Annotated in this window: 26 protein-coding genes; 1 reads left to right on the forward strand and 25 read right to left on the reverse strand. The window is 60.1% G+C overall.

Annotated features, from left to right (window positions below):
- Positions 1–234: 234 nt before the first annotated feature.
- The 15 genes from fliQ to AC0TOF_RS03315 form a co-directional block, all read right to left on the reverse strand.
- On the reverse strand, positions 235–501 hold the full coding sequence (gene fliQ, locus AC0TOF_RS03245; protein ID WP_006469393.1) for a flagellar biosynthesis protein FliQ: 267 nt from the start codon (positions 499–501) through the stop codon (positions 235–237).
- Between the two features lie 11 nt (positions 502–512).
- Positions 513–923: a flagellar hook assembly protein FlgD gene (gene flgD / locus AC0TOF_RS03250; protein WP_122002757.1), complete on the reverse strand. Its 411-nt coding sequence runs from the start codon at positions 921–923 to the stop codon at positions 513–515.
- On the reverse strand, positions 920–1378 hold the full coding sequence (flbT, locus tag AC0TOF_RS03255) for a flagellar biosynthesis repressor FlbT (RefSeq protein WP_122002756.1): 459 nt from the start codon (positions 1376–1378) through the stop codon (positions 920–922). The genes flgD and flbT overlap by 4 nt, the downstream gene beginning before the upstream one ends.
- A 1-nt stretch (position 1379) precedes the next feature.
- On the reverse strand, positions 1380–1724 hold the full coding sequence (gene flaF, locus AC0TOF_RS03260; RefSeq protein WP_122002755.1) for a flagellar biosynthesis regulator FlaF: 345 nt from the start codon (positions 1722–1724) through the stop codon (positions 1380–1382).
- A 60-nt stretch (positions 1725–1784) separates the two neighbouring features.
- The gene (locus tag AC0TOF_RS03265; RefSeq protein ID WP_473767213.1) at positions 1785–2831 is read right to left on the reverse strand and encodes a flagellar hook-associated family protein; all 1047 of its coding nucleotides are present in this window, start codon (positions 2829–2831) and stop codon (positions 1785–1787) included.
- 5 nt (positions 2832–2836) lie between these two features.
- A complete protein-coding gene (gene flgK / locus AC0TOF_RS03270; RefSeq protein WP_473767214.1) occupies positions 2837–4237 on the reverse strand; it encodes a flagellar hook-associated protein FlgK in 1401 nt (466 codons plus the stop codon).
- A 214-nt stretch (positions 4238–4451) separates the two neighbouring features.
- Complete coding sequence (locus AC0TOF_RS03275; RefSeq protein WP_473767215.1) at positions 4452–5645, reverse strand: flagellar hook protein FlgE; 1194 nt, start codon at positions 5643–5645, stop codon at positions 4452–4454.
- 254 nt (positions 5646–5899) lie between these two features.
- Positions 5900–6583, reverse strand: coding sequence for a flagellar transcriptional regulator FtcR (gene ftcR / locus AC0TOF_RS03280; RefSeq protein ID WP_121983509.1), 684 nt, complete (start codon positions 6581–6583; stop codon positions 5900–5902).
- 342 nt (positions 6584–6925) lie between these two features.
- Complete coding sequence (locus AC0TOF_RS03285) at positions 6926–7465, reverse strand: transglycosylase SLT domain-containing protein (RefSeq protein ID WP_473767216.1); 540 nt, start codon at positions 7463–7465, stop codon at positions 6926–6928.
- A complete protein-coding gene (locus AC0TOF_RS03290; RefSeq protein WP_473767217.1) occupies positions 7434–8624 on the reverse strand; it encodes a flagellar hook-length control protein FliK in 1191 nt (396 codons plus the stop codon). The genes AC0TOF_RS03285 and AC0TOF_RS03290 overlap by 32 nt, the downstream gene beginning before the upstream one ends.
- On the reverse strand, positions 8621–9862 hold the full coding sequence (locus AC0TOF_RS03295) for a chemotaxis protein (RefSeq protein ID WP_473767218.1): 1242 nt from the start codon (positions 9860–9862) through the stop codon (positions 8621–8623). The genes AC0TOF_RS03290 and AC0TOF_RS03295 overlap by 4 nt, the downstream gene beginning before the upstream one ends.
- 62 nt (positions 9863–9924) lie before the next feature.
- Positions 9925–11052: a flagellar motor protein MotB gene (locus AC0TOF_RS03300; protein WP_473767219.1), complete on the reverse strand. Its 1128-nt coding sequence runs from the start codon at positions 11050–11052 to the stop codon at positions 9925–9927.
- Entirely contained in the window at positions 11049–11756 is a 708-nt protein-coding gene (locus AC0TOF_RS03305) for a hypothetical protein (RefSeq protein WP_122002747.1), read from the reverse strand. Before AC0TOF_RS03305 ends, AC0TOF_RS03300 begins: the two co-directional genes overlap by 4 nt.
- 2 nt (positions 11757–11758) lie before the next feature.
- The gene (gene fliF / locus AC0TOF_RS03310; protein ID WP_473767240.1) at positions 11759–13513 is read right to left on the reverse strand and encodes a flagellar basal-body MS-ring/collar protein FliF; all 1755 of its coding nucleotides are present in this window, start codon (positions 13511–13513) and stop codon (positions 11759–11761) included.
- A 221-nt stretch (positions 13514–13734) separates the two neighbouring features.
- Entirely contained in the window at positions 13735–14616 is an 882-nt protein-coding gene (locus AC0TOF_RS03315) for a flagellin N-terminal helical domain-containing protein (protein WP_122002746.1), read from the reverse strand.
- 273 nt (positions 14617–14889) lie between these two features.
- Here AC0TOF_RS03315 and AC0TOF_RS03320 point away from each other — a divergent pair, with 273 nt between their 5' ends.
- A complete protein-coding gene (locus AC0TOF_RS03320) occupies positions 14890–15345 on the forward strand; it encodes a hypothetical protein (protein ID WP_473767220.1) in 456 nt (151 codons plus the stop codon).
- Positions 15346–15383: 38 nt separating this feature from the next.
- Here AC0TOF_RS03320 and fliP read toward each other — a convergent pair whose 3' ends face one another.
- The 10 genes from fliP to flgB form a co-directional block, all read right to left on the reverse strand.
- Positions 15384–16124, reverse strand: a complete 741-nt coding sequence (gene fliP / locus AC0TOF_RS03325) for a flagellar type III secretion system pore protein FliP (protein ID WP_473767221.1) — start codon at positions 16122–16124, stop codon at positions 15384–15386.
- Positions 16121–16615, reverse strand: a complete 495-nt coding sequence (locus AC0TOF_RS03330; protein ID WP_121983501.1) for a flagellar basal body-associated FliL family protein — start codon at positions 16613–16615, stop codon at positions 16121–16123. Before AC0TOF_RS03330 ends, fliP begins: the two co-directional genes overlap by 4 nt.
- A gap of 12 nt (positions 16616–16627) precedes the next feature.
- Positions 16628–17356 (reverse strand): flagellar basal body L-ring protein FlgH, encoded by a 729-nt coding sequence (gene flgH, locus AC0TOF_RS03335; RefSeq protein ID WP_122002745.1) that lies wholly within the window; start codon positions 17354–17356, stop codon positions 16628–16630.
- Positions 17353–17898, reverse strand: a complete 546-nt coding sequence (locus AC0TOF_RS03340; protein ID WP_473767222.1) for a MotE family protein — start codon at positions 17896–17898, stop codon at positions 17353–17355. Before AC0TOF_RS03340 ends, flgH begins: the two co-directional genes overlap by 4 nt.
- Positions 17895–19124, reverse strand: coding sequence for a flagellar basal body P-ring protein FlgI (locus AC0TOF_RS03345; protein ID WP_121985408.1), 1230 nt, complete (start codon positions 19122–19124; stop codon positions 17895–17897). Before AC0TOF_RS03345 ends, AC0TOF_RS03340 begins: the two co-directional genes overlap by 4 nt.
- Complete coding sequence (gene flgA / locus AC0TOF_RS03350) at positions 19121–19603, reverse strand: flagellar basal body P-ring formation chaperone FlgA (protein ID WP_473767223.1); 483 nt, start codon at positions 19601–19603, stop codon at positions 19121–19123. The genes AC0TOF_RS03345 and flgA overlap by 4 nt, the downstream gene beginning before the upstream one ends.
- Positions 19604–19614: 11 nt before the next feature.
- Positions 19615–20403 carry a flagellar basal-body rod protein FlgG gene (flgG, locus tag AC0TOF_RS03355; RefSeq protein WP_473767224.1) on the reverse strand — a complete coding sequence of 263 codons (789 nt, stop codon included), beginning with the start codon at positions 20401–20403 and terminating at the stop codon, positions 19615–19617.
- 85 nt (positions 20404–20488) lie between these two features.
- Positions 20489–20824 carry a flagellar hook-basal body complex protein FliE gene (fliE, locus tag AC0TOF_RS03360; protein ID WP_025091738.1) on the reverse strand — a complete coding sequence of 112 codons (336 nt, stop codon included), beginning with the start codon at positions 20822–20824 and terminating at the stop codon, positions 20489–20491.
- Positions 20824–21246, reverse strand: coding sequence for a flagellar basal body rod protein FlgC (flgC, locus tag AC0TOF_RS03365; RefSeq protein ID WP_112591981.1), 423 nt, complete (start codon positions 21244–21246; stop codon positions 20824–20826). Before flgC ends, fliE begins: the two co-directional genes overlap by 1 nt.
- A gap of 2 nt (positions 21247–21248) precedes the next feature.
- Complete coding sequence (gene flgB / locus AC0TOF_RS03370; RefSeq protein WP_122002742.1) at positions 21249–21629, reverse strand: flagellar basal body rod protein FlgB; 381 nt, start codon at positions 21627–21629, stop codon at positions 21249–21251.
- Positions 21630–21726: the final 97 nt, after the last annotated feature.

Raw genomic sequence — 21726 nt, forward strand, 5'->3', positions numbered from 1 at the left:
TGGCGGCACCTATGGCTGGGCCGACAACAAATATGCCGTCTATGGCGAAGGCTCGATCAACACCGCGCTCAACCACTTCGCCGACAGCTACGCCCTCAAGGGCACCGTCGGCTTCAAGGTCAAGTGGTAAGGCGCAAACCCCGTCTTTCAAAAAGCAAAGCCCCGGTTCCAGCCGGGGCTTTTTTCATCACGGCCCATAGCAGTTCCTGTTTTAACGAAATCGTTGTAACCGCTCTAAAAACCCTTCTCAATGCGCGAGTAAGCCAGCAGCGTGAACGAGTTGATCTGCGCGCCGACGAAGGGCGCCGTCAGCGCCAGCACCACGAAAATGACGATGATCTTCGGCACGAAGGTCAGCGTCATTTCCTGTATCTGCGTCAAGGCCTGGAAAAGCGCGATGCCGATGCCCGCAAGCATAGCCGCAAGCACCGCCGGGCCGCTTGCCATCAGCACGGTCCAGATTGCCGAATTGACGATATCGAGCGCGTCGGCCTCGTTCACCGCATCATGTCCTAGCTGATCTTGACGCCGGGGCCGATCATCAGCGTCTTGCCGCCTTCCAGTTCCGCCAGCATGCCGTTGGACTGGATGGTCACGGACTTAACGACGCCCGAAATGCTGCCATCGGCATTGGTCAGCGTGCGGCCGATCCAGCCTTCGGCCTGCGTCAGCGACGTGTTGGCGATCAGCGTTTCAAGCTTGCTGTTCATCTGCACGGCCTGCTCGACATTGGAGAAGGTCGCAAGCTGCGAAACATATTGCGTCGCGTCCATGGGCTGCGTCGGGTCCTGATTCTGCATCTGCGTCACCAGAAGCTTCAGGAAGGAATTGTAATCGACACTTGCCTTGTTGGCCGCGGAATTGCTGTTGGGCGTATTGGTATTGTTCGTCGTGTTGGTGCCGACCGGCGGTGTCGTGGTCATCGGTTTGCCTCCGCAGATTTCCGGATTGGTGCCACTGGCATAGCCGGGGCTTCGAGGCCCATCAGTTCAGCCTCGCGTGGATATTGCGCGCGAATTGTCTTGAGCGCCTCGAAAACGCGCCCATTATGGACCAGCTCGTCGACCAGCTTCAGCGCATTGAGGATTTCCGCATCCTTGAACGCCGAGAACATGCCCCTCAGCATCTGCGCGAAGGTGCGGTGCGCCTCTTCGCGCATGGCCGGTTCGATCAGCATCATCTGCGCGGCAAAATAAAGCTGGCGCAGCGGCGTGGTCGTGTCTTCGGGCTGGAGAACATGGTTTTCCAGAAGGAAGGTGGCGTCGTTCAGAAGCTCGAGCGAGACCTTGCGGTCGGCTTTCAGCACCGCGCCATTGATGAAGATTCGCTCGCCCGCGCGCAGCGAAAGGCGAATGGCGGGTTTTCCGTTGGGCGCCATTTCAAAGTCCGTCCCGGATCGACTGCGTGATCTCGATCAGCGTGGCGTAATCATTGCTTTCGCCCTGACGAATGCGCTCGATTTCTTTCAGCACGAAAATGCCCACCGAAATGATCGCCGCCTTCAGTTCCTTCGGCAGCACGTTTTCCTCCGACCCCAGATCGTCGATGATCGTGGTCCAGAGCTTTGTGGTGAAATAGGTCGCGTCGATCCCCTCGCGTGAGCCTGAACCGTTTTCCTTCGCCGCCTCAAGCATCGCAATGGAACGGTCGAACAGCGCCCGCTCGCGTTCCCTGGCGCTCGCCATATCGTCAGTCATGACATCTTCGTAGCGCATCTGATACATGGTTTTCTCCGTCTATCAGTCCGGACGGGCTCGCATCATGCTGCCCGCCCCTCCCCTTAACTATCTGAGATAGTTGAGCAGGCTCATATTCTGCAGCTGCACCGTCAGCGAATAGGAAGTCTCGATCTGTGTCTTCAACGCGTTGACGCGCGTCGCGGCTTCATAAGGATCGACTTCCTCAAGATTGAGCACCGACTGGTTCAGGATCTTCTGCTGCGCCACGATGCGCGTCGTCGCGGCCTGCGTGCGCGACTGCGCCAGACCGAGCGTCGTCTGTTCCGACGTCGTTTCGGTGATCGCCGTCGTGGTGGTCTGCATGGCCTTTTCGGTCAGGGCTTCGAACGCCTGGCTATTGAGGCCGATGGTTGCAAATTCGGCCACCATGACCGCCGACATGATCGTCTTGCGAAAACCGTCGGCATTGGCCGAGATCGACGTATCTGCGGTTTCTGTCGGCGAAATGCGGCTCTTGATGACCGTATCCGATGCATCCGACCAGTTCGCGGCCCAGTTGGCATCGTTGAACTCGTCGGCGAAATCGCCTTCCAGAAAGGCCGTCATCTCGTCGCCGGTGATGTTGGCCACCTGCGGATCGTCTATGGCGAAGCCGAAATGGTTCTGGAACGCCTGACGCACCGCCGTCTGCGCCGCGCTGCCTTCGGTATAGTCGGCAACCGGCTTCACATCGGTGTTCACCCCGGCGAAGATATATTCGCCATTGTAGCTGGTGTTGAGCAGGCCAGTGACGGAGTTCAGAATAGACTTTGCCGACTTAGCAATCGTGGCAGCGCTTTCGGCGGTGTTATTGGCGCCCGTCAGGTCGCCCAGAAAGTTCTGCGTATTCTCGATGATCGTGCCGGCTGCGGTCTGCGTCGCATTCATGCGCTGCTGCACCAGCTTGTTCATGTCGGTGAGCACGCTCAGCCGGTCATATTCCTTGCGCAGGGATACGGTCTGCCCGGCTTTCGAGCCAAGCGACAGCCCGACATCGAACACGGTTCCCGTGGTCGCTTCCTGTTGGGCTTTCAACATCTCGGCCTTGTTCTTCGCGACCATGGCCCGGAGGGCTGACGTTGCGCCATAGGTGGAAATCGATTGCGCTTTCATTGGCCTCACACCGCGTTGAGAAGATCGTCGAGCATGGCGCTGATCGTGGTCAGCACCCGGCTCGATGCCTGATAGGAATGTTCAAGATCGAGAAGCAGCGCCATTTCGGTGTCCATATCGACGCCGTTGGCGTTGGAGAGGGCTGCATCGGCCTGCGTGGCAACCGTCGCATTATAGGAGAATTCGCTGTTGGCCTTCTGGCGCTTGCCCTCAAGCCAGCTGATCGATGACGCGCTGTAATCCGTCAGGCTGGCGCTGGCGGCGAGACCCGCCGCCGGATCGAACGCCCTCGGCTCGGAAAATGCCTCGTTGAGCGCGCGCAGGCGGTCGCTGAACCCGGCAGCGCCGCCGGGGTTGAACTGGCCGTTGACCCCATCGCGCAGCTTTGTCGGGCTGCCGCCCTCCGACGTTACATAGCTCGATGAAACCCGGATCGTCCCGGCATTTTCCGGGCCGCCGGGCGCGCCCGCCCAGACAAAAAGCCCGTCCCCGCCTTCCGCAAACATCGACACCAGATTGCGCGCGATTTCGTCAAGCTGCATCTGGTATTGCGGGGCGATCTGGTCGCGCAGTTGCAGCAAGCCGCTGAGCCGTCCTGTTCCATAAGGCTGGTCGAATGTCTCGTGGTTGAGCGGCACGCCGTCCACCAGCACCGCCTTGCCGGAAATGCCCGGCGCCAGCACCGTCGATTGCTCGAAGCTGACCTTGCGCGCCGTCGTCTCGAAAAGCGTCACGCCGTTTTCGGCAAAAATGACCATGTCATTGTCGCCGCGCATCATGGTGGAGATGCCGATCTCGCCGGAAAGCTGCTTCAGGATCGCGTCGCGCTGATCCATATAGTCGGACACATCGCGATTGGCGCGGGTGCCGCCGACGATCTCCTGATTGACCTTCTCGAACTTGGCGAGAAGATCATTGATGTTGGCGACGGAATCCGCGATTTCCCGGTCCGCATCGTTGCGCAGCGACTGGATCTGCTTGGTTCCGGCGTTGAGCGCATTGGCGAGCGACTGCGCCGTCGACACCACGCTGTCGCCAAGCGCGCTGTTGGAAGGCGATGCGGCATAGGTCTGGAACGCATCGCGCAGATCGCCGATCAGCGCAGACGGCGAGCCGGAATAATTGTCTGCCGAATAAAGCGACGAAAGGCGGTCGAGCCCGCCTGCGAGAATGGAAGAAGAGGAGGCCGTGCTGTTGGACTGGATGAACCTGTTGAACATGGCCTCATCCGCCGACCGGCTGATGCCCACGTAAAGCGAGCCATAAGGCCCCGATACGAGAGAAGCAGTGCGCCGGGAATAATCCGGATCGTTGGCCCTGGCAATATTGCTGGAGACAACGGAGGTCTGCTTGGACGTTGCCGCAAGCGAACTTTTGGCCGTCAGAAGAGCAGAACTAAGCGACATCTTACCCCATCCTACAAGTGCATTCCCGGCAGGCGCGATGCGGTTTCGCGCCCGGAAATGCGGCTAAAACAAACACTTGGAAAGCCCCTGATAATTCCGCTGCTATCGGAACTGCCCCATCGTGCCGAGGACCGTTGCCCGTTGCCCGAACGGTCCGTATTTCAAGATGACAGCTCCGGGAAAGGCTTTTCACTCTTCCCCGGAACGGTCCGGTTTATCGTTTCAGGTTGACCAGCACGTCCATCAGTTCGGAACCGGTCTGGAAGACCTTCGAATTGGCCGTGTAGCTGCGCTGCGCCTCGATCATGTCGGTCAGCTCCTGCGCGATATCGGCATTGGATTCCTCCAGCGTGCCGGACATGACCTTGCCCATGCCGTCGCTCTGCGGGAAACCGAGGCGGACATCGCCCGATTCAGCGCTCGGCAGGAACACGTTGCCGCTCACCACCGTCATGCGGTCCGGGCTTGCGACATTGGCGAGCGGAATGCGCGCCAGCACCTTCTGCGTGCCGTTTTCGTAGATGGCGACGACCGAGCCGTCATTGGCCACATCCACGCCCTTGACCGCCGACGGCGCCTGTCCGTTGATCTGTGCCTGCGAGATCGTGTAGTCACCGGCGCGCTGGGTCGAGGCGCCGAGATTGAGGCTGAGGCTCTGGCCGCCATAAGGCCCGAGATCGACCGTCACGTCGCCCGCGGACGTCATCGCGCCCGTCGTCGGATCGAAGGTCAGCGTCGTCGGGCCGCCAACCACTGCATTGTCGGCCGCGTTCTTGACCGTGACGCTCCATTCGTCCGCGCCGGTCTTGCTGAAATAGACGTCGAGCGTGATCTTCTCGCCCTTGTCATTATAGGAGATGAGCGAGGTCTTGTGATTGAACTCGCCCGCCGCCGGAACCTGATCGCTAGACGGCAAATTAACGGAGAAAGTGCCCGACGTGCTGCCTTGCGGCGGAAGGGCCGCGCTGTTGACATTGATGATGTTCAGGCCGGGGATCGTCAGCGCGCCAGCGGGATCGTTCGGGCCTGCGCCCAGAAGATAATAGCCGGCTGAATTGACGAGATTGCCGTTCTTGTCGGGCACGAAGGAACCGGCGCGGGTCAGGAAGGTGGAGCCGTCCGCGCCCTGCACCACGAAATAGCCGTTGCCGTCGATGGCAAGGTCGGTCGTGGACGATGTGGAGCGGATGCCGCCCTGGTCGGAAATGCCGTAGCGAACATTGGTCAGCACGCTGCCGGAATTATACTGTCCGCCGGTGCTGGGCAGAACGAGCGACGAAAACTGGGTTTCCGCGCGCTTGTAACCGACGGTGCTTGCATTCGCGATGTTGTCAGCGACCGCCGACAGGCGGTTCGCCTGCGCGTTCATTCCTGAAACACCGGTCCGCATCATACCGTAGAGGCTCATTGGCAGCTCCTGATTGGTTATATCACCATCGTTGCATCACCGGCCAAAATCCGAGAGTTTTGGGCCGGAATCCGTGAAATCCAGCAATGGAATCGGCGACCCGACCCACTCATCCGCGACAAAGCTAATGAACCACGCTTGCGTGAAACTGTAGCCTCGGGATTTTTTACGCTTTTACTGGGAGGACCGACGCGATTCCGAAAAAAACTGCGTTCGAAATCACGGTACTGGAGAGGGCGGGAGGCGCAGCAATATCACTCGATATTGATGCAGTAGCCGAGGAAGCGCTTGGAATCGATCGGATCGAAACCCATCTGCTCGCGCAGTTTCTTGCGCAGCTTGCTGATATGGCTTTCGACGACGTTTTCTTCGACTTCGCTGTCGAAAATGCCGTAGATCGCGCTGAAAATCTGCGCCTTGTTGAGACGGCGGCCGCGATTGGCAATCAGATATTCCAGGATGCGGCGCTCGCGGCGCGGCAGCGGAAAATCGACGCCGTTGATCTGCGGATCACGGCCATCGGAAAAAACGCGGATCGGGCCAAGCTCGGTGCCGTTGTCGCTGGAAGCAGCCGACGCACCCGCCCGGCGGCGGATGGCATTGATGCGCGCAAGGATTTCACGCACATGCACCGGCTTGCGGACAACATCGTCAACGCCAGATTGAAACAGCTCCAGCGTATGTTCAAGCGACGGGCGATCATTGACGGCGATAACGGGGGCCTTGCAGCGTTCACGAATCCGGGCCGGAAGCCGATGCTGGTCGGCACATTCGCCGATCAGGAAGGCTTCGACAGCCATGATGTCCTGCTGGGGAACGCTCTCCACCCACTCATCGAAATCTGTAGGGGTAAAACCTGTTGTCGTGATGCCCTCGCGACCGAACCAGGATGAGTATCCTTCAGTCACAATATCTCTGTCGTCTACGACAACGATCATCGGCCCGCCTTCCGAATCAATATGTTAGCCCAAGCAGGCTAGCAATAACTGGGGGAGGGAATCAGCAACAATGGCAATTAGTTGCCCGCAATAAATTGGGAGGCATTTTAGCATATACTAAAATAAAGGGAATCGCATTGATTGCAACGCGCCCCATCCTTTAGGCGCCGAAACCTTAACCAAAGGTTAACGCCTCACAAACTTTTACGATTCATTACAAGGGCTTAAAATTCCGGTCGCTTTAACAGCATGCGCCAAGGGCTGCAACCATTAATTGAATACCCGCAACATAGGTGCATCTGACGTTCTATTACAACCTGTTAAAATTCGCAGGAAACTCACTCAGCCGAAGCAGAAGTTTCGTGCCTCAGGCGTCCAGTTTCCGAAGCCGGTGGCGACCATATTCGTCATCACGCGACAGACATAACGCCTCTGGGCGGGGTCGTTGTTCGGCCCTGCGTGATAGCGCGCGACCGCCATCGTCCAGTTGCCTTCGCGCTGTCGGAGCTGCTTGAGAAAACGGGCCGCGTAATCGACATTGAGGCTTGGCATCAGCATCGCGGCGACCGATGGAAATTCCTTGCCGTGATAGTGATAGTTGATCTGCATGCAACCGAGGTCGATCAGCTTTGCGCCTTCGGCCCTGACCTCATTGAAACGTCGCACCGCCGCCATTTGCGACGGCATGAATTCGGCGCGCCCTTCGATGTTCATCGCATAGGGTTGCAGGGAATTCTTGCGGCCGGTTTCGGTCAGCCCGACCGCATAGAGAATGCCCAGCGGAACATCGTAGCGCGCCGATGCCCGGTGCATCTCGCGTTCGCAGATATTTTCGGCGCGGGCCGGGCTATCAGACAACCAGGCCGCGATTACGGCCATCATTGCGAGCAATGCCGTTGCCGCTGTCCTGCGCGGCTTGCCTGTCCGAACGCTCCTGTCCTGCCTGACCGGATTCGCCATTCCGCCTGCCCTCACCGCCCATAAAACCTGCCTGCGCCTGCGCGCCGTTTCGTCCGTCAAAGCCTTGCTGCTGCGCTGTATTCTGTGCCATCTGTGCCTGCTGGACCACGCCTGCCGCGTTGCGGTCGGCAACGGTCACCGAAATTTTCGCGTCATCCGCCACTCCCGCCGCTTTCAGGGCTTTCTCGATCATGGAGCGGTCGGCAGCGAGCGCTTCTGCCGCATGAGCCTTTTCAGCGACGAGATGCACCTCGACCCCTTCCGATGCCACGCGGATGCGCGCCGTCACCGTTCCCAGTTCCGCCGGATCGAGCCTGATCTGCAAGGTCTTGACCGGGCCGAAGCTGCGTTCCGACACGACCTGAATGTCGGCGATCCGCGCCGCGCCCGGCGACGGCGCGGCAGAGATTTTTACGTCTGCGGGCGCATTGCCCTTCGCGACTGACTGCGGCTGGAAATCGGTTCTGTCAGGCATTTGCCCCGTCTGCTGCTGCGCCTGTCCCTTATCCGTTTTCAGAAGGCTGGCGAGGTCGTCCGTTGCTACTTCCGCCTGATTGTCGGCGGTCGCTTTCGCCGCATCCTGATTGATCGGCTGATCGGTTTTCGCGCTGGCCGGGGCGGTCGCCTGAACGACAGTCTTCTTCTGTTCGTCACGGGCAGCAGGCAATTCACCGCCCTGCTCATCGACCTGTTCCGGGTCGATCTCCTGAATTAAGGCAGAAAGCGGATCGAGGAGGTTTTGTTCGTTTTTCGCGATATTTCCTGTGGCAAAATTGTGATTTGCCCCCTTCAAATCAGGCGAAGAAACGTCCAAAGAAAGGAGATTTTGTGGCAGAGCGAAAATTGCAACCGGCTTCGCTCCGTCCTCATCCTTCGTTTCAGCCTCGTCCGTCTTGGCTCCCGCCTCGTTTTCGTCCTTCTTTTCGACCTTGCCTTGCGGCCTTTCCAGAAGCGAGCTGAACAATTTTGCCGGGTCGGCCTGCCCCTCGCTTTCCGCCTCGGCTTTTGCCTGTGACGGACCGGAATTTCGGGCGAGCGAGGCAAGTCGGCTGGTGGAATTCAGCAAAATATCAACGCTCATTGAACCGTCTTTCCTAGCAGGCTATCGATCTCGGCAAGCTTGCGCCGCGCATCTTCCATCGTCTTCTGCAAATCGTCTTCCGGCTCGTTTCCGGCCGGTTTCCGGTTGACGGCGACCGGAGTTGGTGTCGGCTTTTCGGCCCGGTTTTCCGGCGAATTTGCCACGGCCATCGGCGGCACATCCCTTTCGGTCAAGGCCGGTTTTGCGGGCGGCGAGGCATCCGGCGTGCGGGTGACGACCGTCCCGACCGCTTCGGCGGCCTTCAGCAATTTGCGGTCCGGCTCCTGCAACTTGTCGGGCGAAATCTGCGACAGTTCGCGCAGTGCGCTGCCCGCCGAATCCGACGCCACATCGCTTGCCGCCGCATAGAGATTTGCGCGGGTCGGGTCGGTTTTCAGCTTGTCGGCGAGCTTTTTCGCCTCTGCCGACATGAAACGCGCCCGCTCCGTCTGGCCATCGACAAGCGCCCCGCGCGCGATTTGCAGATAGAGCGAATATTGCATCGCCGGGTCAGCCGAGCCGATCAACCTTGCCAGTTCCGCATTGCCGATACGGTCGTTGAGCTTTACCGCCGCATCGACAAATTGCGCCATGAAATCACGCATATAGGGCGAACGGGGAAAGCGCTGGAGATAGTTTCGCGCCAGAAGCCTGATCTTGTCGGCGTCGCCAAGCCTGGCTGCAATCGGCATCGAGCGGCGGATCGCCGCTTCCTCGAACAAGGTGCCGGGCGCGTCGAGCCGCACCTGATCGAGCCGCATCAAGGCCGTCGCCGGATCGAAGGCCGTCATCTGGCTGGCGGTGACGAGCACGATGGATGCCTTCAGTTCCGCCGGAACATCAGGCGACAGCGGCACCGAAAAAAGCTTCACCACCTCAATCGTCTGGCCGGAAGCATAGGCCAATGCGCCCTTGACCAGTTCCGGCGGCACGGCATCCGTCTTGAGGTCGGCCAGAACCTTGCGCACGGCTTCAGGATTGCCGCCATTGAAGAGATAGATGATCGCCGCATAGACATTTTCCGGATTGTTCCAGACGTCGCTCGGCGCTCGCCCCATATCCGCGCTGACGAAGCCCAGAAGCTTGTTAAGCATCACCACCGCTTCCGGCTTTCCGGCGACAACCTGATCCTGCAACATGCGCAGCGAACGCACGAGCTTGTAGGGTTCCAGCACCGGCAGCGTGCGGGTCCCGGCTGGCACTGGCGCTTGCGCGAAGGCCGCAGAGGCAGCTCCCATCAGGGAAAGTCCCACAACACATGCCAGGAGTGAGCGCGTGGCGAACCGCTTCCCATATTTCTTCATGGCGCGGACTTGAGGAAAATATCGATGCGGCGGTTTTCAGCCGCATTCGGATCGTTGGTGTTCTTGGGCTGGCGGTCGGCATAGCCTTCCACGCGCAGCACGCGCTTTTCGTCAAGCCCGCCGCGAACCAGCATGTAATAGGCCATCTGCGCACGCGCCGATGACAGACGCCAGTTGTCATAGGTCGCGCTCTTGAACGGACGCGCATCCGTATGCCCGCTGATGATGACTTCGCCGGGCTGGCGGGAAATCACCTGCGCAATGCGCTCCAGCATCTGCACCACCCGGGCATCCGGCTTGGCGGAGCCGATGGTGAACATGCCATAGTCGATCTTGTCGGTAAGCTGGATCATCACGCCGCCATCGACGGGAACGACCGTCACGTCGGGCATTGGTTCGGCTTTCTTCGCCTGCGCACCTTCCTTGGCGGCCTCGCCCTCAGCCGCCTTTTTCAGATCGGCGATGAGCTGCGCTTGCGTTTCTGCTGGCGCTTCCGCAGGCTTCGCAGCCTCCTCCGGTTTCGGCTGTGCCGCTTCCGGCTTCGGCGGTGTGGCCGGTGCTGCATCGGGCGGGGTCAGGTCGCCGACAGCCTTGCTCGACCAGTAGTCCGGGCTGAACGGATCGCGATAGGCTTCGCCGCCCTCGGCACCCGTTGCGGGGCCGGACTGCGACGTGCCGCCATCGCCCTTGGCAGACTGGTTTTGCAGGACGCCTGTCTCGTGGGCCAGTTCCGACAGCACCGCATAGGGTTCGCGGAAAAGCTGGCGCTCTTCCTGTTCGCTCACCGGCGCAACGGTCGTATCATTGATGACCTTGGTGCTGTTTTCGATCTTCTGGTCGCTTTCATAGCGAACCTTGCCGTCTTTTTCCTCGACATCCTGCACGCCCTTGGGGCTTGAATGCCGGTCCATCAGCTTGACGGGATTGAAATAGCTGGCGACCGCGGCCTTGGTTTCCTCATTGGCGGCGTTGATGAGCCACATGACGAGGAAGAAGGCCATCATGGCGGTCATGAAATCGGCATAAGCAATCTTCCACACGCCGCCATGATGGCTGTCATGGTCGTCATGCCCGCCACGGCGAACAATGATGATCTCACGCTTGGTTTCGGGATCGATACTCATTGGACCGCAGCCTTCAATTCTTCAAGAAGCGGCGCGATGCGCGTTTCAAGCATCCGCTCGCCAAAGGAAAAGGAAAGTTCGTCCGCGCCGGTTTCTGAAAACCGGCAGCCGGACGGCAGAAGGGCAGCATGATCCCGCAGCGGCGCGATCAGCCGCGCCGGACCGGAAATTTCCGGTGCTTCGCCATCAAGCGCCAGCGCCGCAATGCGCCGCGCAAACTCCGCAACCGCCTCGCGCTCCATCTTTTGCGCCAGCAACGGCATCAGGATTTCGGCGATCTGGCCGGAAAAACTGCGCTCCAGCGCAGCCAGCGCTTCGGTCAGGCTTCCCGCCAGAAGCAGGGCCTGCTCGCGGGAGAATGCAGCGCGCAGAGTTTCGATCTCGGTCTCATGTTCCCGCAGAAGCCGTGCCTTCTCGGCCTCGTAAAGCGCCTCGGCTTCGCGGTGCCCGTCCTCACGTCCTGCTTCAAAGGCAGCGCGCTTTTCTTCCTCACCGGCGATGATGGCGGCGACTTCCGCCTGCTCGGCGGCAGCAGACTTTTCGGCGGAAGCCGTACGCTTCGGCGTCTCGCTCACGGCTGGCGAGGCAGGCGTTTCCTTCAGCGGTTTCGGCGGCAGCGGCGCGGCAATGATCTCGACCGCCTCATCACCGATATGATGGGTCGAAAAATCGGGAAGGTAACGGCTAAGCGAAAGCGCGCTCATCGTCAGGCCGCCTCAAGCTCCGGCATGGCCGAAGCCTTTGCAGCCGATTCCCTCGATGGTTGGGCCTCGCGGCTGGCGGCGGTTTCGTGAATCCACTGCTTGAGAACGGCGGCGACGCGCTCCTCGTCCATGTCGATCATCTGTTCCAGGCGCAGCTTTGCGGGCATGCGCATGCGCTGGCGAAGATCGCTGAGGCTGGTCTTCATCTGGTCGGCATAGGCTTCCGGCCCGCCAATGACGGCCTGTACGCCCTCACCTGCCGCCTGACCGCCGACGAAATCGGGCGCAGCCACTTCGCTTGTCTCGCGGATGGCGACTTCCGTGCCCGCAGGCTTGGCAGTCTGGTCACGCAGCAGCGGGCGCAGGCCGAACCAGATCAGCAGACCGACAGCGGCAAGGATCGCAAGCGCATTGACATAGGAACCGCTCTGGCGAAGCACCGTATCGGTCCACGGCGTGGAGACCGGCTCCATATCGGCACCGGCAGGATCGAGGAAGTTGACCGCCGTCACGTTGATGACGTCGCCGCGATCCGCATTGAGACCGGCAGCGGTTGCCACGAGGTCGCGGATCTTGGCGATCTGCTGGTCGACGAAATTGGCGGGCGGCGGCGTGGTGCCTGCGGTTTGCAGAAGCCGCGCCTGATCGATGACAACGGCAATGGACAGGCGCTTGACGGTGTAGCCGTCGCTGACGGTGGAAACCGTCTTGCTGTTCATTTCATAATTGGTCAGTTCCTCGCGGCGGTCGGTCTTTTCCGACGAGCTTTCGCCGTTGCGGTTCTGGATTTCTTCCTGCGGAATGTTCTGTTCGACGCCGGTTGCGTTGTCGTTGCGGTTGTTGCGGGAATCGCCGCTTTCACGGACCACGCGCACCGAACGCTCGACGCGGGATTCAGGATCGAAAATCGTTTCGTTGGTCTGGCGGCGGTCCGTATCAAGCACCGCCTGAACGCTTGTCTGGAAATGGCCCAGCCCAAGATAGGGTGCCAGCGCCTTGCGGATGCTGTCATCCACATTGCCTGCGACCTGCTGTTCCAGCGAGGCGGTCATCAGTGCCGCGCCATTGGCGGCTTCGCCTGCTGACGCCAGCAGGCGGCCATTGGTGTCGAGAACGGTCACGGCGGAAGCATCGAGCGAGGGAACGGCGGCGGCGACCAACTGGCGGATGGACTGGGCGGATTCAGCAGCAAAGCCGCCTTCGGCGCGGATGACGACGGAGGCCGACGGCTTCTGGTCGCCACGGCGGAACGAACCTTTTTCGGCCAGAACGATGTGGACGCGCGCGGCTTTCACGCCGCGAATGGCCTGAATGGTGCGGGCGATTTCGCCTTCGAGCGCACGCACGCGGGTGATTTCCTGCATGAACGAGGTGAGGCCGAGCGACCCCATATTGTCGAAGAGTTCATAACCGGCATTGTTGGAGGTCGGCAGGCCCTTTTCGGCCAGATACATGCGGGCGTTTTCCGCCTTGCCGATGGGCACGAGGATGGACGAGCCGTCGGCCTTCACATCGAAAGGAATGCCTGCCTCGCCGAGCGCGAGGCCCATGCGGTTCACGTCATCGCGCGAAAGGCCGACATAGAGTGTCTCGTAAGAGGGGCGGCTCAGATAGATGCTTGTATAGAGGATCGCGCCCATAAGCGCCGCGCCCACAAGTCCGAGCGCCGCGAGTTTTCGCGCGCCAAGCTTGCCAAGCGTAGCCTTGAGCTGTTCGATCAATTGCTGGAAATTCTGCTGCATCGACACCACCGCCATCATGATGGATGCAAACTAGCCCGCGAAGCTTGCGCGAAAGTGGCGGCGGATGAAAGCAGGTGTTTCTGGAGACAGGGAAAGAATTGGGGCGCGGAATGAAATCCCGCGCCCCGTTTTCCGCCCAAAGACATCCGATCCGATCAGGTCGGTCCGGATGCGAACCCCTGATTTGCCTGAGAACTCGCGAGCGCCGGCAACCCGGCGCCCTGCTGTTACCCAGATTAGCCGCGGAACAGCGATAGGATCGACTGGCTCGACGAGTTGGCGATCGACAGAGCCTGAACGCCGAGCTGCTGCTGAACCTGAAGAGCCGACAGACGAGCCGATTCCTTGTTCATGTCAGCGTCAACGAGCTGGCCAACGCCCTTTTCGATGGAGTCGGACAGGTTCGAAACAAAGTCCTTCTGCATGTTGATGCGGGACTTTGCTGCGCCGAGTTCAGCTGCGCCGTTCGCCATCTTGCCCATTGCGGTTTCGATGGTGCCCAGGAAAGCTTCGATTGCGGCGTCGTCGGCTGCTGCCTTGACATCGATAGCCATCACGTCAACCAGAACGCCGCCAGCCGTGCCGTCAGCCTTGGTCAGAACGAGATTGGACGTGTCGACGTCGATCTTGCCAACCTTGACGGTGCCGTCAGATGCACGGTCATAGGACGATACGACGCTGAAACCGGCGGCTGCGCCTGCGGTGTCGGAAGCAAGCAGGTTCGAACCGGCATAGTTCGCGCCCTTGGCGGTGCTGCTCAGCTGGTCGATCATGACCTTGATTTCGGACTGGATCTTTTCCTTGTCGGAAGCGCTCGATCCGATTGCCGAAACAACCTTTTCCTTGATCTTGTCTACGACTTCGATCGCCTTGTTCATGGCGGTGTAGGCCGTGTCGATCTTGCCAGCGCCGAGGCCGAGAGCATCCTGAACGGCAGAGTTTGCCTTGTTGTCAGAACGCATCGTGGTCGCGATGGACCAATAAGCAGCGTTGTCGGCGGCTTCGCCAACGCGCAGACCGGTGGAAATACGGCCCTGAGTGGTTTCCAGCGCACGATTCGTCGAAGCGAGGTTCTGGAGAGCGGTCAGAGCGGAAGAATTAGTCAGAAGACTTGCCATAGTTTTTTGCCCCTTGGGAAAAACAATCTGAGGGACAGGCCGGGTTTTGGATTACCGGCATGGTGGAGCGGCATCATGCCTGTTGCCGCGTAACGCGCGGAAACCCACCATGAAGATCATCGTAAGCCTCAAATATTAAGAGATTACTAAATAATCCGCTCAAATTTTAATTAGGACTGTCTTTTTCATCAAGCGGTTCACCGATCCAAATTTATCCCCACCCGCAATGTTCGCTGTATGTTCCTTCCGCGTCAATTAATGGAGGGAAGATCAATGCTTCGTTTTTTAACTCTGGCTGTTTCGCTTGTAGCCGCGTCGACCGCACTGGCCGACAATCAAATCACGGTGAACTGGATCAACAATGCGGGCAAGTCTATCAGTTATACGCAAGGCGCATGCAATCCGGATGGAAAGTGCACGCGACCGTCGACCATCGCAAATGGTGCAACGGGCGTCCTCACACACAAGGCGGAAGATGATACATATCTGCGTTCGATGATTGCGCGGTATCGCTATTCCGACAACACCGTCTATAAGTCGTGTCAGTTGACGGTTTATGCTGAAGGACCGAGCTTCACCAACCCAACACCTGGATGCAAGGCTGCAGGTTATAGTCGGCATTTCTTGAAATCCGATGGTACCGGTAGCAGCCCCACCTGCACTCTTGTAGCCGAAGAGGTCAATCATGACACCTGCGACTACAAGCTGACCGTCCGCATCAACAACTGAAGACGACAACGAGCTGCGGTTTGTCAGCTCGTTCCAGTCTACGAGAACGAACGTATCAGGCTTCCGACCAGTATGTTCCAGCCGTCGATCAGCACGAAGAACAGAATCTTGAACGGCAGCGAGATCACCGTCGGCGGCAGCATCATCATGCCCATGGACATGGTGAGCGTCGCCACGACGAGATCGATCACCAGAAAGGGCAGCACGATCAGGAAGCCGATTTCAAACCCGCGCCGCAGTTCCGAAATCATGAAGGCGGGAACCAGCACGCGGAAATCGACAATGCCGTTATCGCCGGTGCGGAAAGACGGATCGGCGAGATCTTCAAAGAGCCGCAGATCCTTGTCGCGCACCTGACCCAGCATGAATTCGCGGAACGGCTGGGAAATTTCGGTGAAAGCCGCCTGCTGGGTGATTTCGTTGCGCATCAGGGGCTGCACGCCGTTGTTCCACGCGCGGTCGAAGGCGGGCGCCATGACATAGAACGTCATGAACAGGGCAAGCGAAATCATCACCATGCTGGCGGGCGCGGTCTGGAGGCCGAGGCCCGAACGCAAAAGCGAAAAGGCGATGGCGAAGCGCGTGAAGCTCGTCACCATGATGAGAATGCCCGGCGCAATGGAAAGCACCGTCAGAAGGCCGAACAATTGCACGATCTGGCCGCTCGCCGCACCGCTGCCTGCCGGAAGCAGGTTGTCGAGCGTCAGCGCCTGCTGCGCCTGAGCGGACACCGTGAGGGCGAGCGTCAGAACGACGCCGAGGCCAAGGAGCTTCTTCATTCTACCACCAGCGCCGAGATGAAGACGCGGTCGACCGCGCCTTCCGAACGCAGGCGCGCGCGTTCTTCCAGATCGGCGCGCAGATAGGCAAGCCCCGCCGCGCCTTGCAATTGCATGAGATTGACGCTGCGCAGGAAGCTCAGGAAATCATCGCCGACGCTCGCCGCCAGCGCCGCCGGAATTTCATGTCCGGGCTTTGCCACCAGCGACGCCTCAAGCCGCACCCACGTATCCTGCGGAATGCCGAGATTGGTCACAATCGGCTGCAAGGGCACGACAGTACCGATGGAGCGCGATTCAAAGTCACCCTGTTTCGGCTTGTCTTCCTTGCCCGACGGCCTAGCCGATGCCTGCCGGTCGGCGGAAATCATGCCGCCCAGATACCAGCCGCCGCCACCGGCGATGACGGTCAGGATCGCCAGCGCCGCCAGAAGCCCTGTCAGCGAGCTTTTCGCCTTGCCGTCCTTTTCCGTTGCCGTCGTGTCGCTCATATCCGGTATGCCTTAGAAGGGAGAAACCTGATCGAGAATCTGCTGGCCGTAAGGCGGCTGCTGAATCTCGCTCAGTCGTCCGCGACCGCCATAGGAAATGCGGGCTTCGGCAATCTTGTCGTAGGAAATCGTGTTGTTGCCGGAAATATCGCGCGGACGCACGACGCCAGCGACATTCAGCACGCGCAATTCATTGTTCACCCGCACTTCCTGCGAGCCACGGATGATCATGTTTCCGTTCGGCAGCGTATCGGTGACAATGGCTGCGACCTGCAGGCGGATATCCTCGCTGCGCTCGATGGTGCCCTTGCCCTTCGACTTGCTGTCGGAATGGGTGTTGACCGAAGCGTCCATGTCGCCGCCAGCCGCCGCGCCCGTAATGCTGCTGGTCGCGAACGAACCGCCCGCGCCGTAGATGCCCTTCGACACGCGCTCGCGGTCCGTCTTGTTATCCAGATTGGCGCGGTCGTTGATGGAAATGATGACGGTCAGCACATCGCCGGGCGTTGCGGCGCGCGGGTCCTTGAAGAAATTGGTCGAACGCTGATCCCAGAGCGAATAGGACGCCTTGCTCGGGCGCGCCGGATAGCCGTTGAACTGCGGATTGTTCTGCATGCCGAGATTGGCCGCGACCGGCGACAGGTCAGGCGCGCGGCCGATCTCCTCCGGCTTGGTCGCGCAACCGGCCAGAAGGATCAGGGTTGCTGCTGCAAGGGTCGCTTTGTTCATGCTGTTCTTCATTGCACCGTATTCCCGGTCTGCGCTGCGGCGCGCTGGTCGCTGGCGGGCTGCGGCGCGGTCGAGGTGCGCTGCGAGCCGACGATGACGCGGGCAAGCTTGGCCGCCTTTTCCGGCGGCATTTCATTGAGGATGATGCTGGAAACGCGCGGGTTGAGCTTGAGGATCAGGGCCGCCGCCGCCTCGTCGCCGATCAGCGTCATCTGCGCCGCCGCCGCCTCCGGCTTCATCTTCGAGATGATGTCGACCAGCGAATCCTGCGCCTTGCTGACGAACTCGTCGCGGCGCTTCAGCCACATTTCATATTCCCGGCGCTTTTCCTCAAGCGCCCGCATCCGCTCTTCGACATCGGCCTTCAGCTCTGTCAGCTGGCGGGTTTGCAGCGCATAGCGCGCATCCGCCGCCTGATCATCGATATTGCCGCAGAACTTGCGAATTTCATCGAGATTGCCGAGTGCGGGCGGATCGGCGAAAGCGGGGACGGACGCTGCCAGAAACAGCATCGCTGCCGAGCCATACCGGATCATTTTACGAGCCTTGGTCATTGCACCACCAGTTCCGCGTGAAGTGCGCCGGATGTCTTGATGGCCTGCAATATCGCGATGATGCCGGTCGGCTTCACGCCGATCTGGTTCAGGCCCTTCACCAGATTTTCAAGGTTCGCGCCGGTCAGGATGCCGATCTTGGCGTTCTGCTGGTTGACGGCGATATCGGTGTTCGGCTCAACCGCCGTCACGCCGTCGCTGAACGGTTCAGGCTGGACGACCATCGGCGTTTCCGTCACCCGGACAGTCAGGCTGCCATGGCTGATAGCGACTTTGGAAATGCGCACCTTCTCGCCGATGACGACAGTCCCGGTTCGCTCATCCACCACCACGCGGGCTACCTCATCGGTCGTGATCGGCAGGCCCTCAAGCTCGGCCAGGAAACGGGCGGCAGGCACATTCTTCGGGCGCGAAAGACGGATCGTCTTGGCATCGCGGGCAATGGCCACCCCGCGCCCGTAACGGCGCTTGGCGAAGACATTGATCGTATCGGCAGCGCGCACGGCAGTGGTGAAATCGGGATCGCGCAGCTCGACGATCATTTCGCTTTCCTTGCCGAAATTCCCCGCCACTTCGCGCTCGACCAGCGCGCCATTCGGGATACGGCCGGAAGTCGGCACGCCCTGGGTCACGCTTGCGGCTTCGCCTTCCGCCGAAAAGCCGGACACGATCATATTGCCTTGCGCCACGGCATAAATCTGGTTGTCGGCACCCATAAGCTGGGTCATGACCAGCGTACCGCCTTGCAAGGAGGTCGCATCGCCGAGCGACGATACCGTGACGTCGATGCGCGAACCGGCACCGGCAAAGGCGGGCAGGTTGGCGGTCACGATGACCGCAGCGGTGTTTTTCGAGCGGGTGGAATTGCGCGGAGCGCTGATGCCGAGATTGTCCAGCATGGCGCGCATGGACTGTTCGGTGAACGGCGAATTGCGCAAGCTGTCGCCCGTGCCCTTGAGGCCGATGACGAGACCATAGCCCACAAGCTGATTTTCACGCACGCCCTGAATGGTGGCGATGTCCTTCAGGCGCGCGACCGCGCTGCCCCGGCCAAGCTCGGCATAAGCCATTTTGGACGGATCACCGCCGGAGCCCAGCCAATCGGCGTCGGCATCCACCGCGGAACCGAATTCCCGCGCGTTCTTCGACGACTCGTCCGCAAAGCCTGCGACGGGCTGGAACAGGAGTGCGAAAGCGGTGAATAGGGCGGCGCAAGTCTTCTTCACTGCATCCCCACCTGAATACGACCATTTGCCAGCACCGTGCCGGACACGATGATGCCGCTGTCAACGTTGCGAACCTTGATGAAATCGCCAGCCGCACCGGATTCGAGCGGTGTGCCCATGGCTGTTATGGTCAGCGTACCGGCGGTAAAGACCAGAGGTGCCGGAACGCCGCGCGTGACCAGCGACGGCTCGCCCAGGGCCGAAACAAGGATAGGCTTGCCGGGAAGCAGAGTCTTGCGCGCCACCTTGCCCGCCGCCTGATCGGGCGACAGCACATATTGGGCCGCTGCCGGTGCATTGATGAAGAACTGCTTTTCCAGAAGCACCGTATCGCTCACGATCTGGCCGGGATAAACGGTGGCGGAAGGCACGACAAAAGCGATGCGGTCGGCAGCAACCGCACCGGTTGTTGCCGCGAGCAGCAACCCGCCTGCAAGCGCCAGCCCTGTTTTCCGTAAGATTGCTTTCACCAGCCGCATCGCCATCACCGTCAGCGCAGGTTCTTCGACACGGTCGCCGCCATTTCGTCGGCAGCCTGAATGACCTTGGAATTCATTTCATAGGCGCGCTGTGCGGTGATGAGATCGGTGATTTCCTTCACCGGATCGACATTCGACGCTTCCAGATAGCCCTGCTTGATCGAGCCGTAGCCCGGATCACCCGGAACGCCGACCAGCGGACCGCCGGATGCTTCCGTTTCGCGGTAGAGATTGCCGCCGAGCGGCTCCAGCCCCGCCTCGTTGGTGAAGTTCGCAAGGGTCAGCTGGCCGAGATCGACCTGATTGACCTGATCCTGCAATTTCGCGAACACCTGCCCCGTATCGCTGATCGTCACCTCGATAGCGTCCGGCGGAATGGTGATTGCCGGTTCGACCGGGTTGCCGTCGAGCGTCACGAGCTGGCCGTCGGCATTCTTGTTGAACGCGCCGGCGCGGGTATAAAGCGTCTCGCCCGTCGGGCTCTGGATCTGAAACCAGCCGCGCCCGGTCAGCGCCACGTCATAGGGATTGCCGGTCTGGTTGAAGCTGCCCTGCATGTGGAGATTGCGCACCGCCGCCGTCTGCACGCCAAGGCCAACCAGCGCGCCTTCCGGCACAATGGCCTGGTTCGCCTGATTGGGCACGCCCGCCGTCCGCTCCGACTGATAGAGCAGATCGGTAAACTCGGCCCGCGCACGCTTGAAGCCGGTCGTGTTGATATTGGCGATATTGTTGGCGATCACTTCCAGATTGAGCTGCTGGGCGTTCATGCCTGTTGCGGCAATCGTCAGGGCTTTCATGGCGCGTCCTTAATCTCTCGTCTGGACAGAAGTCTGAATCACAAGTCGCCATGCGGGTTGCAAACGGCGACTTTTGGATCAGACGCTAGATCGGCATACGGCTGATTTCGAGATATGCCTGCACGATCTTGTCGCGGATCGCGATGGCGGTCTGGAGCGACTGTTCGGCTTCCATGACGGAGCTGACCACGTCGCGCACCGGCGCATCGCCCTTGATGCCCTGAATGGAGGTTGCCTCTGCCGCCTGCAATTTCTGGCCGACGGAATCCGTCATCTGCGACAGGACTTCGCCGAACGAAGCGCCGGGAGCGGCCGGAACCGCCTGCGGCGCGGAGGCCGAACCCACGCCCTTTTCGGCGACCGTCTCGGAAAGGCGCGACAGGGCATTGCGCGCCGAAATGCTCATGATCGAGTCGTACATTATGTGCTCCTCAAGAGATCGATGGTCATGGAGATCAGCTCACGGGCTTGTTTCACGACCTGCAAATTGGCTTCATAGGAACGATTGGCTTCACGCATGTCCGCCATTTCAACGACCATGTTGACATTGGGATAGCGGACATAGCCGCGCTCATCCGCTGCGGGATGGCTCGGCTCGTATTGCTCGACGAAGGGCGACGTATCCTTGCCGACTTCCGCAATGCGGACTTCGGCGGCTCCGGTGCCCTGTTCCAGCTCGGTGCGGAACGAAACCGTCTTGCGGCGATAGGGATCGGCATCGGCGGTCTTGGCGGTCGACTGCGCATTGGCGATGTTTTCGGAAACGATGCGCAGACGCGTCGATTGGGCCGAAAGGCCCGACGCTGCGATCTTCAATGTGCTCTGCAAGGCATCGGAAGACATGACTATCCCTTCGCAACCGACAGCATCATGCGGTGGAACGCCTTCACGATGCTTGTGTTGAGCGAATATTCGCGGGCAATCTCACCGGCCTTCATCATTTCCTGTTCGACATCCACCGTATTGCCCGAATGGGTCTGCTCGGTGATGTCGTCGGGGCGCAGGCGCGTGGCCGCGATCCCATCGGCTCCGGTTTCCAGATGCAAGGGGCTGGTGGCCGCCATGGTGAGCTGCGTCTTGTCCAGCACATCCGCAAAAGGCTGCACATCACGCGCACGAAAATCAGGCGTATTCGCATTGGCAACATTGCCCGCGACCGTGGCCTGCCTTACCGACAGCCACTGCGCCTGCCTTGCGGCCAGATCGAAGAGATGAATCGGCCCCATAACTATTACCCGCCATCCTTATTCACTGTTCGTTAACCTACACAGCGAATCTTGTGCGAGACTTGCGTGATGCCAGGAAAGCGGCTAACTGCAAGCC

Source organism: Ochrobactrum sp. PL_is501, from assembly GCF_055816895.1.

What these genes read in the sequence shown, in the direction of transcription:
- AC0TOF_RS03290 (WP_473767217.1), bottom strand. Translation starts at nt 8,624, where the DNA reads ATGAGCGTTGATATTTTGCTGAATTCCACCAGCCGACTTGCCTCGCTC.
- flgG (WP_473767224.1), bottom strand. Translation starts at nt 20,403, where the DNA reads ATGAAAGCCCTGACGATTGCCGCAACAGGCATGAACGCCCAGCAGCTC.
- flgC (WP_112591981.1), bottom strand. Translation starts at nt 21,246, where the DNA reads ATGTCTTCCGATGCCTTGCAGAGCACATTGAAGATCGCAGCGTCGGGC.
- AC0TOF_RS03320 (WP_473767220.1), top strand. Translation starts at nt 14,890, where the DNA reads ATGCTTCGTTTTTTAACTCTGGCTGTTTCGCTTGTAGCCGCGTCGACC.
- fliP (WP_473767221.1), bottom strand. Translation starts at nt 16,124, where the DNA reads ATGAAGAAGCTCCTTGGCCTCGGCGTCGTTCTGACGCTCGCCCTCACG.
- flgD (WP_122002757.1), bottom strand. Translation starts at nt 923, where the DNA reads ATGACCACGACACCGCCGGTCGGCACCAACACGACGAACAATACCAAT.
- ftcR (WP_121983509.1), bottom strand. Translation starts at nt 6,583, where the DNA reads ATGATCGTTGTCGTAGACGACAGAGATATTGTGACTGAAGGATACTCA.
- fliF (WP_473767240.1), bottom strand. Translation starts at nt 13,513, where the DNA reads ATGGCGGTGGTGTCGATGCAGCAGAATTTCCAGCAATTGATCGAACAG.
- fliE (WP_025091738.1), bottom strand. Translation starts at nt 20,824, where the DNA reads ATGTACGACTCGATCATGAGCATTTCGGCGCGCAATGCCCTGTCGCGC.
- flgB (WP_122002742.1), bottom strand. Translation starts at nt 21,629, where the DNA reads ATGGGGCCGATTCATCTCTTCGATCTGGCCGCAAGGCAGGCGCAGTGG.
- AC0TOF_RS03300 (WP_473767219.1), bottom strand. Translation starts at nt 11,052, where the DNA reads ATGAGTATCGATCCCGAAACCAAGCGTGAGATCATCATTGTTCGCCGT.
- AC0TOF_RS03305 (WP_122002747.1), bottom strand. Translation starts at nt 11,756, where the DNA reads ATGAGCGCGCTTTCGCTTAGCCGTTACCTTCCCGATTTTTCGACCCAT.
- AC0TOF_RS03315 (WP_122002746.1), bottom strand. Translation starts at nt 14,616, where the DNA reads ATGGCAAGTCTTCTGACTAATTCTTCCGCTCTGACCGCTCTCCAGAAC.
- AC0TOF_RS03265 (WP_473767213.1), bottom strand. Translation starts at nt 2,831, where the DNA reads ATGAAAGCGCAATCGATTTCCACCTATGGCGCAACGTCAGCCCTCCGG.
- AC0TOF_RS03330 (WP_121983501.1), bottom strand. Translation starts at nt 16,615, where the DNA reads ATGAGCGACACGACGGCAACGGAAAAGGACGGCAAGGCGAAAAGCTCG.
- flgA (WP_473767223.1), bottom strand. Translation starts at nt 19,603, where the DNA reads ATGCGGCTGGTGAAAGCAATCTTACGGAAAACAGGGCTGGCGCTTGCA.
- AC0TOF_RS03340 (WP_473767222.1), bottom strand. Translation starts at nt 17,898, where the DNA reads ATGACCAAGGCTCGTAAAATGATCCGGTATGGCTCGGCAGCGATGCTG.
- AC0TOF_RS03275 (WP_473767215.1), bottom strand. Translation starts at nt 5,645, where the DNA reads ATGAGCCTCTACGGTATGATGCGGACCGGTGTTTCAGGAATGAACGCG.
- AC0TOF_RS03295 (WP_473767218.1), bottom strand. Translation starts at nt 9,862, where the DNA reads ATGGGAGCTGCCTCTGCGGCCTTCGCGCAAGCGCCAGTGCCAGCCGGG.
- AC0TOF_RS03285 (WP_473767216.1), bottom strand. Translation starts at nt 7,465, where the DNA reads ATGATGGCCGTAATCGCGGCCTGGTTGTCTGATAGCCCGGCCCGCGCC.
- flgH (WP_122002745.1), bottom strand. Translation starts at nt 17,356, where the DNA reads ATGAAGAACAGCATGAACAAAGCGACCCTTGCAGCAGCAACCCTGATC.
- flbT (WP_122002756.1), bottom strand. Translation starts at nt 1,378, where the DNA reads ATGGCGCCCAACGGAAAACCCGCCATTCGCCTTTCGCTGCGCGCGGGC.
- flgK (WP_473767214.1), bottom strand. Translation starts at nt 4,237, where the DNA reads ATGTCGCTTAGTTCTGCTCTTCTGACGGCCAAAAGTTCGCTTGCGGCA.
- flaF (WP_122002755.1), bottom strand. Translation starts at nt 1,724, where the DNA reads ATGTATCAGATGCGCTACGAAGATGTCATGACTGACGATATGGCGAGC.